This window comes from Actinomycetes bacterium (assembly GCA_036000965.1).
Classification (GTDB): domain Bacteria; phylum Actinomycetota; class CALGFH01; order CALGFH01; family CALGFH01; genus DASYUT01.
Genome location: DASYUT010000100.1, coordinates 1 through 8,766 on the forward strand (window position 1 = coordinate 1; position 8,766 = coordinate 8,766).

Consider the following 8,766-nt stretch of genomic DNA (forward strand, 5'->3'; position numbering starts at 1 on the left):
CGTGGCCACCAGCCGGTCGCCGTCAGGACCGGCGGTTGTCGAAGCGGACAGCAGCAGCCATGGGATGGCGGTGGCATCGACGGTGACGGAGTCCACGAGCTGGCCCACGACCCTGCTGCCGTCGGTGGCCTGCCACGTTGGCCCGCCGAAGTGGGTGATGATGAGCTTGCCGTGGTCGTCGTACAGATTCGCCCGGGGCGCGACGAACCCCCAGACAACACCATTGCACGAGTAGATCTGGACGCCGACCCCGTGACCGACCAGGAAGACCTTGTTGCCGGCACCAACCTGGATCTTGCTCGGAACCACCGGCGGCGGCGGTCCGGCCTGGGCCGCCTGCGTCAGCGACAACACCGCCGCGGCAGCGACGATCCCCGCTAGCAGCAGGCGGTTGAAACCGATGAACCACCTCATGCAGTTACCCCCGAATGGTTGGTTCGAGCCCGAGCGTTCCGCCGGTGTGCCCGTGGCGCTCGAGCACCGGCAGCCGGGGCTCGGGCCGAGGGCGTCCTCGGGCCGCTGCCTGTCCTGTTCGCCCGATAGGCTCGGTGATGGTCCGGCGCCGATCGTTCCCGCCCCGCGCCATGGCCCTTCAGCGGGAAGGCACGACGGCCGGTCAGCTGCTCCGACTGTTCGATCGTTTCTATGAACTCCTCCTTCCGGGTCGCCGTCAGGAGCTGAAGTTCGCGATCGCCGAGGCACAGCCGACGCCCTGAATCCAGACGTTCTGGATCCCGGCGACGTCGGGTGCGATGTCGTCGGCGGAGACGATCATCTGCGCGGTGAAGGACTCGTCGATACCGTCACCGGCGCGGTAGAAGTCCGCGAGGAGCACCACCGTGGTCTCATTGGTGCTTGCGGTCTTCAGGGGCTCCGCCGCTGACCCAGTGCACTTGAAGGTCGTGCTTGCCCGCAGCTCGACGGTGTCCCAGCGGACGCCTTGGCCGGTGAGACAGCCGGCCAGCGGGCCCTGGCCGACGTCGCTGGTGCATCGAAAGCCGCCAGCCGACTTGGCGAAGCCCGTCCCGGGGTTGTACGAGCCGCCGCCCGTGAGCGTGGCGGCACCGGTTGGGAAGCCGCTAATGCCGGTCGCGTTGAACCCGAAGCCGATGTTGCCGGGCGCCGCCGACGCGGGCGCCGCAAGCAGGAGCACGGCCGCTGCCAGCACCGCCGGCACCAGCGCAATGACCTTTACCTTCATCTTCCAAGCCCTTCCTTCCTGTGACAGGGAATCGCTGGCCCACGCAGCCGGAGACGCAGCGCCTGCTGCGCTCGCGAAGTCAGCTTCTGAACATCAAGCACGAGCGTCTGTCCAGACGGACAGGAGAACGCCGACCGGGTTGCCTCGTCGTAGCTCACATCGCGCCGGGACCTTCACGAATGCCGAGGCTGGCAGCAGGCGGTTGAAACCGATGAACCACCTCATGCATGTACCCCCATTAGTCGGTGTCGATCTTGTTGCCGCTCGGGGCCAGGACGTACCACTTGGCGCCGAACTGGTCCAGCCCCTGCCCTGCGGCGTCCCCGGCCGGCTGTCACCGGCGTAGTAGTAGAGCGGGTGACCATGGTAGGTCACCTGGGTACCGCCGGCGCCGCGGACGCTCGTTCCGAGCAGGGCACCGGTCACGCCGGTCCCGGCATGCGGGGTACCGTTGCTCAGGTACGGCGGCCACGCGCTGGTGCATGCGCCGTTGCACGCCGACTTCCCTGCCTGGTCGGCCTCGAACAGGTAGAGCGTGTGTCCCTGACCGTCGACGAGGGTCTGTCCCAGCTTGGAGCCGCGGAGGTCGACGATCGCAGCCGACGGCAGGCCGCTCGATGTGGTCGGAGCCGCGCCATACGAGCCAGCACCGGAGGATGAGGAGCCGCCACCTGTGCAAGCGGCGGCAACAAGGGCGAGTGCTGCCAGGCCAGCGACGGACCATCCGAGGCGCATCAAGCGCGGCGCGCCAGACGGCCGGTGCCCAGCCGAACGAGTCGGCCGCTCGTAGCTACTCTCGTGGGTCGACTTCATCGAGACCCGCCGGCTCGGGTGTCGTCGTCGTTGGCTGAGGACGCTCGCGGTGGGCTTCTCGTGCGCCGCGGCGGTCTTCCTGGATGCGTGCAAGTCGCGCTCCTCTGGAACATGCGCTTGGACCTTCTGAGTCCCAAGCGGCCCGAGCGGCGGTTGAGACGGCAGCCCGATCGGCCGCTCCTGTGTGAGCACCCTACGGCGCGGCGGCGGCCCTGGCATCGGACAATGCGCCAATGCCGCGTCGCCGGGAAGCCCTATTTCTTGCCGGCGACCCTCCTAGGCATCCGGGGCCAGGAGATTGGGGTGCTCCCGCCTGGAATCTGGGAGTATCGCCCGATGCTCGCGGCATGACCGCTCCTTACCGTTCACGGCATTGCCACCGGCGTACCGGAGAGCGACCCGCTCCCGACGGTGGGAACCGCCTGGGAGAGGAGCGCGACCATGAGCAACGCCGAGATGCCGCAGCCGGTTCGGCCGGGCGCCGCAGCCTCAGGCCCGCCAGCACTACCGCGAGAACCTGCCGGCCGGGTTTGACGCCCTGGCCGAGCTCTACTACGCCTACTGGGGCGAGTACTTCCACCTGGCCGTGTTCGAACCGGGCGACGACCCCGCCGACCTGGCCGCCGCCTACCAGCGCACCCACGAGCGCTAGCTGGAGGCGATCGGGGGACCGCGGCGCGGCGCATCCTGGACGTGGCCTGCGGCGGTGGCGCGCTGTCGGCGTGGCTGGCCGACCACACCACCGCGGCGGTGGTCGGCGTCGACCTGTCAGCTGGTCAGCTCGCCCACGCCCGCCGCTGGCTCGCGGCGGGCGCCGGCCCACCCTGCGGTTCGTCCAGCACGACGTCATGCACCTCGACGAGCTTGCCGAGCCGCCCTTCCAGGCACCCTCCGACGCGGCGATCTGCCTGGACGCCGCCTGCTACCTGCCCGACCGGCGGGCGGCGCTGCGCCAGATCGCGGCCCGGCTGCGGCCAGGAGGTCGTGCAGCAGGCGCCTGGTGCTTGCTCGACTGCTCCTGCCTCTTGGTCACCTGGCCGCCCGATCACTCTCGGCGTAGCCGGGGGCACTTGCCCGGTGCTTGGCGTCGGATGGCCGCCCTGGACGGGCTGCCTGGGACGAATGATCATGGCTGCGAGATGACGGTGCTCCCCTTGGTGGGTCCTGGTCGACCGCGTCGGACAAGGTCTCGCGGCTGTGGCGTGGGCTGGACGAGCAGGTGCGCGTGTTCCGCGAGCGGCCCCTGCGGCCAGGGCCGCCGACCGTCGCCGGTGATTGATCGACGATGTAACACCTTGCTCGCCGCTTGAGACAGATCCCCGGATCGACGTCCACCGACCACACATCCGCGCCGAACCAACACCGTCGCCCGGTCACTGGTCCAGCGAGAAGGTGGGGAGTGTCCACAAAGGAGGTGGCGGGATGCCCACGTTGCTGGCCGTGAATGTCGGCCTGCCGCAAGACGTGTCCTGGCGCGGCGCGACGGTGCACACCAGCGTGTGGAAGCATGCCGTCACTGGCCCGCAGGTTGTGCGCCGGCTGAACATCGACGGGGACGGCCAAGGCGATCTCGCCGGCCACGGCGGCGAGCACCGCGCGGTGCTCGTCTACCAGATCGACTCCTACCGCTTCTGGCAAGCCCACCTTGGCCGCGACGATTTCGTCTACGGGCAGTTCGGTGAGAACTTCACCGTTGACGGGTTGCCCGACGACGAGGTGTGCATCGGCGACCGGTACCGGATCGGCGACGCGGTCTTCGAGGTCACCCAGCCGCGCGTCACCTGCTACCGGGTGGGTTTGCGGATGCACGAGCCGCGGATGGCCGCCCTGCTGGTGGCCCACCGGCGGCCGGGGTTCTACCTGCGGGTCCTCACCGAAGGCCGGGTCGAGGCCGGCAACGAGATCATCAAGCTCGCCGCCGGCCCGGAGGCCATGACCGTCGCGGAGATCAGCGCGCTGCTGTACCTGCCGGGCCACCCCCGCCCGCAGCTCGCCCGCGCGCTGCGCATCCCAGCGCTCAGCCCGGGATGGAAGACCTCCCTGCAGGCGCTGCTCGACCAGGCCGACGGCGACCAGGGCAAGCCGGCCGGGAATCCGGGGCTGACCGCGGCCGCGGGCAGCCCACCACCGGCCTGGGACGGGTTTCGGCCGCTGCGGGTCGTCGGTATCGACGCGGAGAGCCGCAGCGTGTTCTCGCTGCGGCTGGCCGCCACCGACGGCGCGCCGCTGCCGGCGCCGCTGCCCGGGCAGTTCCTCGCCGTGCGGTTGCGCCCGGACGCTGGCGGCCCGCCGTTGATCCGCAGCTACTCGCTGTCGGGCCGGCCTGGCGCCGCGGCGTACCGGATCAGCGTGAAGCAGGAGCCGCACGGTGCCGCCGGCAGCTATCTGCGCACCCGCGTCCGCGCCGGCGACACCCTCGACGTCGCGGCGCCACGGGGCACCTTCACCCTGGCCAGCGGCGACGCACCGGTGCTGCTGCTGTCCGCCGGTATCGGCGCCACCCCTGTTCTGGCGATGCTGCATGCGCTCGCCGCCGAGCACGCCACGCGTGCGGTGTGGTGGCTGCACGGGGCACGCAACCGCGCCGAGCACCCGTTCGCGCGGGAGAGCCGTGCCCTGCTGGCGCAGCTGCCAAACGCGCACGGGCACGTCTGCTACAGCAGCCCCACACCCGATGACCGGCAGGGCGTCGACTACGCAACCGCCGGCCGGTTGTCGGCCGACCTCCTGGGTCGTCTCGGTGTTCCCCGGACCGCCGACGCCTACCTGTGCGGCCCGCCCGCCTTCCTGCGGGACCTGCCCGCGGCCCTGGTCAGGTTGGGCCTGGATCCCTCCCATGTGCGCACGGAGCTGTTTGCTGCGGAGTCGGCCTTGACCCCCGGCGTGACCGCCGTCCCCGCACGATCCCCGCACCCGCCCGCGGGCGTGCCCGGGCCGGGAGCGCCCGTCGCCTTCGCGCGCAGCGGCCTCACCGTCAACTGGGACCCCGGGTATGCGAGCCTGCTCGAGCTCGCCGAGGCTTGCAGCGTGCCCGTCCGCTGGTCGTGCCGCACCGGCGTCTGCCACACCTGCGAAACTGGCCTGCTGTCCGGCGACGTCGTCTATTCGCCCGAGCCGATCGACGCACCGGCGGGCGGCAACGCGCTGATCTGCTGCGCCCAACCCCGAGGCGACCTCGTCCTGGACCTGTGACACCTCGACCCTAAGCCGACAGGCGTGGTCGCCACCCATCACACGGCGGTCGCGCATGACACGGCCAGGGCCATTCCGCACCCATCGCGGACACCGCTGGCGTGCCGCCGACCGGATCGAGGCAAGCTTCGAACTGCTATTCGCGGCCAGGCGGCAACCAGGGCTCTGTCAGGTCCGGTCGCGCCCGTAGACCCACGACACGACCACGACCTCGCGCCCGTCCGGATCTTGGTAGGTCACGCCGCCGTTCGCGTGCCAGTAGGGGTGCTGCGACGTCGGCTCCACACCGGCAGCCGCCATCCTCGCGATCAACCGCTCCTGCGCCGCCGCGTCGGGCAGGTAAAACACCAGCGTATCGATGCGATCGACCCTGACAACCGGCTCAGTCGACCGGACGATCTCCAGTTGCACGGAGGTGTCGGGGAGGCCGAAGATCGTGCCGTCCTCGCCGTAGCTTGCCGCAAAGCTGTCGAGCACCGGCAGCCCGACCAGGTCGCGGTAGAACCGGACTGCCTGGTCGTAGTGGGCGCTTGAACGCCCGACGCGTAACGCGCCGACCGGAAGATGCTCGGGCCAGCGTTCAGCTCCCTCGGGTCGGTTGGACATGGTCACAGTCTACGCGGCTCAGGCTCCTCAGCTGCGGCGCAGAGGCGCATGCGAGGCTGACGACACCGGGAGAAACGCAATCCAGGTCGATCTGACCAAGGAGAGCGTGCGCCTGCCGCTCTACCGAGGCGAGGCGGACGGCAAGACGGTCTGGTTTGTGCTGCTGGACGCCTCCGACGCCGGATTGGCGCATGACCTGGGCGTCAACTACGCCCCCAAGCTCGCCAACCTGGCGATCGGCTGCCAGGCCTGCGTGCAGACGGTGACCCTCCAGTCCCCGACACCGGCGCAGAACCGGTTCGGGCAGGCCGTCGTCAACTTCCAGGGCGCGCCGGACTTCAGCCCCACCCGCATCGCCGAGCCGGGGCCAGGCGGCTTCCCGCTCGCTCGCTTCCAGCCCGGCGCGGTGGCCGGACCGGGCTACAGCCCGTTCATCCGCATCGCGGGATCGCAGGTCGTCTACAGCGCGCCGATCGTGGCGACCGGCGACGGCCCCTTCGACGTCGTCCACCACACCAACACCGGCGACCGGGTCCTCGGCGTCCACCTCGCCCCTCCCTCCCCGCCCGGCCAGTTTCTGGAGTCGTGGGTGGACCTGCTGCTCGTCAAGGGCTTCGACGCCGGCCAGCCGATCGTGTACATCAGCACCGCGGGCAGCCCCTGACCGCGGTGCTGGAGCGCTCGACCTTGGTGCCCGCGCTGGACCAGGCGGCCTACAACGACGGCGACGACTTCCTCGGCTCCGCCCGCGAGCGGCTGTTCGGCTTCATCAACGGCCAGACCGGCGCCGACAACAAGCAGGCGCAGGGGTTTGTGCACCCGGCGAAGGACGGGCATGTCTCCGAGGACGCCAGCGCCCAAAACATCGGCCTGATCGACGCGTTCCGCAACGGCGGCGACCTGCTCGCTGCGCCGGCGGGCCCACACAAGGCCCGCCGTGCGCAGCGCCCAGATACGCAGGACTCAGGAAGGCGGCCCGTGTTTGGTTGACTTCGACTTCAGCGACCGCTCCGGTTGCCGGGCGCGACCGCGACGAGCCAGGGTGGCAGCCTTCGAGCGAACGGCCGGCTATCGAGGCAGCTTGGCCGCAAGCACCTCGAGTTCCTGGATCGCGGGCGGCTCCGCGAACAGCTCTGGCGCACGCTCCATCAGCGCCGCTGCGACGGCACCCGACAGATGCGCCTTGCGCCCGGCATCGTCAGGGAGGACATCGACGATGCCGAACGTCGAAGGTCCAAGCCGGAGCGCGAACCACGCGATCGCTGCGGGCTCCTGTCCAACCAGCGGTGGCGCTCCTTCGAGAAACCTGGCTACCTCGTCTTCCCTGCCCGGCTTCGCCTCGAGGCGAACAAGCAGGCCGACCGTGACCACGTCCTACCTCCCTTGGGTGGGCGGCATCGCCGCCGGACGCTCAGTGCGCGGCCAAGCTTGCCGGCCTCGTGCTTGCCCGCTGCGCGCGCAGGTGCGAATAGGCGGCGTCGAGCGCGCAGGCGAGCTGGGCCGGGTCGCGCCGTGCCTGCGTGAGCACAAGCCCACCCTGGACCGCCGCCATCGTGGCGGTCACAAGCGCCTCGATGTCCGCGTCGGCACGCAGCCCCCCTCTGAACTGCCCTGGGGTTGATGGAGGCTTGGGCTGGCGGGTGGCGGCCGCCGCGGCGCTGCTGGCCTCGATGCCCTCGAGCTCATGCTCATCGAGCCAGTCCAGCACCTCCGCCCGCCGGGTGGAGAACCGCTCAATCAGCGCCCGCGCATCCAACCCCACGATCTCCGCGGCGCCGGAGCGCGCATCCACCGGCCCCCAGCGCACCTGCAGGCGGCGGGTGAGCTCGGCCCGCTCGACCGCGTGGTAGGGGTGATCAGCCGCCATCAGGTGGGCGTACAGCCAATCAGAATCCAGCGCGGTCCAGCGGCCGTCCGGGCCGACGGTGGCGTTCTGGACCAGCACGTGGGTGTGGGCGTCAGGCTCCCCCGCCCGGCTCATGCGGTGATCGAACGCGACCGCGAACACCCCCGCACCCCGGCAGCGCTCGGTCCCGTTGTGCCCGCGGCGCACCCCCACCCCATGCGCCTGCAGACACCGCAAGGCGCTTTGGAGGCCGACGTCGCGGGCCGCAACGACCTCACGGCGGCGGGCGTCGCCGCCGGCGGCGGCCAGCAGGCTCACGCTCTTGGGATCGGAGAAGCAGTGGTCAAACGCGGCCACCCGCGCATCCACCCGCTTCCCGGCATGCTTCGATGCTTCGTCGAACGCCTCCCAATACATCTCGTGGGGGTCGATACCCAGGACCTTGCGGCAGATGCGCTCGACGGTCTCCACCTTCACCTTGTGGGCCCGCCCGGGCCGGCCCGCGGCCTGCACCGCGCGGACGTCGGCGGCCAGCGCCTTCGACCCCGCCAGCCCCTCGAGGTCCTCCACGCCCTGCTCCGCTGCCCGGGCCTTGAGGGCGTCAAGGGCGGGGGCGGCGGGGAGCTTGGAGCGCGGGTCGGCGCGCCAGACCGGCGCGACCCGCTGCGCGCCGGTGCGGGGGTCTTGGCCGCGGAACATCGCCCGGACCTGCTCGGCTGAGGCCTCCCCGGTGCAGCCGCTCTGCTCGGGCAGCAGCCCCACATAGCGGCCGGGGGACTCGCCGTGGCCGGAGAAGTACTCCTCGTGGTCGCGGGCGATCTGGTCCAGCCAGTAGTTCTCCTGGCCGACCTTGAGCGCCTTCACCGGCAGCGCCAACCCTCGCTCCTCCCCGGGCCACCGCGCACGCGTGCATCGCAGATGCGGATGTGTAGTGCCTTGGAATTAGGGGTGAGTGTAGCACGAGGGGAGGGCGGAAAAGCGGTACGGAGATGGGTGGGATGGTGGGGAAGAGAGGAGGTGGGGTTGGAATGCGTTATGAGGTTGGGGTGGCTTGGAGGGCTGGTGGCGGATCGGGTTGATGGATTGCTGAGCGTGATGCGATTGGGAT

Annotated in this window: 10 protein-coding genes; 4 read left to right on the top strand and 6 right to left on the bottom strand. The window is 70.6% G+C overall.

Annotated features, from left to right (window positions below; all coding sequences use genetic code 11):
• The 3 genes from VG276_07605 to VG276_07615 form a co-directional block, all read right to left on the bottom strand.
• Positions 1-414: DUF3455 domain-containing protein (locus VG276_07605; protein HEV8649258.1), on the bottom strand; the 414-nt coding region annotated here is incomplete at its 3' end.
• A gap of 256 nt (positions 415-670) precedes the next feature.
• Positions 671-1,177: a hypothetical protein gene (locus VG276_07610; protein HEV8649259.1), complete on the bottom strand. Its 507-nt coding sequence runs from the start codon at positions 1,175-1,177 to the stop codon at positions 671-673.
• 117 nt (positions 1,178-1,294) lie between these two features.
• Positions 1,295-2,233, bottom strand: coding sequence for a hypothetical protein (locus VG276_07615; protein HEV8649260.1), 939 nt, complete (start codon positions 2,231-2,233; stop codon positions 1,295-1,297).
• A gap of 474 nt (positions 2,234-2,707) precedes the next feature.
• Between VG276_07615 and VG276_07620 the strand changes: the two genes are divergently transcribed.
• Positions 2,708-3,157 carry a class I SAM-dependent methyltransferase gene (locus VG276_07620; GenBank protein ID HEV8649261.1) on the top strand — a complete coding sequence of 150 codons (450 nt, stop codon included), beginning with the start codon at positions 2,708-2,710 and terminating at the stop codon, positions 3,155-3,157.
• Positions 3,158-3,436: 279 nt separating this feature from the next.
• A complete protein-coding gene (locus tag VG276_07625; protein ID HEV8649262.1) occupies positions 3,437-5,206 on the top strand; it encodes an MOSC and FAD-binding oxidoreductase domain-containing protein in 1,770 nt (589 codons plus the stop codon).
• Positions 5,207-5,374: 168 nt separating this feature from the next.
• On the opposite strand, the gene VG276_07630 is transcribed toward VG276_07625, so the two are convergent.
• Positions 5,375-5,812, bottom strand: coding sequence for a VOC family protein (locus VG276_07630; GenBank protein ID HEV8649263.1), 438 nt, complete (start codon positions 5,810-5,812; stop codon positions 5,375-5,377).
• Positions 5,813-5,918: 106 nt separating this feature from the next.
• Here VG276_07630 and VG276_07635 point away from each other — a divergent pair, with 106 nt between their 5' ends.
• Together VG276_07635 and VG276_07640 are read left to right on the top strand one after the other, a co-directional pair.
• Positions 5,919-6,476 carry a hypothetical protein gene (locus VG276_07635; GenBank protein HEV8649264.1) on the top strand — a complete coding sequence of 186 codons (558 nt, stop codon included), beginning with the start codon at positions 5,919-5,921 and terminating at the stop codon, positions 6,474-6,476.
• A gap of 5 nt (positions 6,477-6,481) precedes the next feature.
• A complete protein-coding gene (locus VG276_07640) occupies positions 6,482-6,802 on the top strand; it encodes a hypothetical protein (protein HEV8649265.1) in 321 nt (106 codons plus the stop codon).
• A gap of 78 nt (positions 6,803-6,880) precedes the next feature.
• On the opposite strand, the gene VG276_07645 is transcribed toward VG276_07640, so the two are convergent.
• Together VG276_07645 and mobF are read right to left on the bottom strand one after the other, a co-directional pair.
• Positions 6,881-7,183 (bottom strand): antibiotic biosynthesis monooxygenase, encoded by a 303-nt coding sequence (locus tag VG276_07645; protein HEV8649266.1) that lies wholly within the window; start codon positions 7,181-7,183, stop codon positions 6,881-6,883.
• 40 nt (positions 7,184-7,223) lie between these two features.
• Positions 7,224-8,534 carry a MobF family relaxase gene (mobF, locus tag VG276_07650; protein ID HEV8649267.1) on the bottom strand — a complete coding sequence of 437 codons (1,311 nt, stop codon included), beginning with the start codon at positions 8,532-8,534 and terminating at the stop codon, positions 7,224-7,226.
• Between the last annotated feature and the right edge of the window lie 232 nt (positions 8,535-8,766).